The organism is Klebsiella sp. EMBS2024, from assembly GCF_036233805.1.
Lineage (GTDB): Bacteria > Pseudomonadota > Gammaproteobacteria > Enterobacterales > Enterobacteriaceae > Klebsiella > Klebsiella pneumoniae.
Genome location: NZ_JAZARW010000001.1, coordinates 3,995,669 through 3,996,034 on the forward strand (window position 1 = coordinate 3,995,669; position 366 = coordinate 3,996,034).

Annotated in this window: 1 protein-coding gene; it reads right to left on the bottom strand. The window is 65.6% G+C overall.

Going from position 1 to position 366, the window contains the following annotated elements:
* Nucleotides 1–366: sodium ion-translocating decarboxylase subunit beta (locus VZP09_RS24885; RefSeq protein ID WP_328795325.1), on the bottom strand; the 366-nt coding region annotated here is incomplete at both ends.

The following is a 366-nucleotide window of genomic DNA, read 5'->3' on the forward strand; positions in this document are numbered from 1 at the left end:
GCCNATCGCGTGCATCAGCAGGAAGTTCTGCCCGTCCGCTTCCAGACCCACCTTGTTCGACACCCGCGCCGCCATCGGCACCGCCGACACCCCCGCCGAGCCGATCAGCGGGTTGATTTTGTGCCGGCTGAACACGTTCATCAGCTTCGCCATCAGCACCCCGGCGGCGGTCCCCACGCAGAAGGCGATCACCCCCAGCACCAGGATCCCCAGCGTCTGCGGCTGCAGGAACTTGTCCGCCACCAGCTTGGCCCCCACCGACAGCCCGAGGAAGATGGTGACGATGTTGATCAGCGCGTTCTGCACCGTATCGCTCAGCCGCTCCACCACGCCGCTCTCGCGCATCAGGTTGCCGAAGCAGANNAT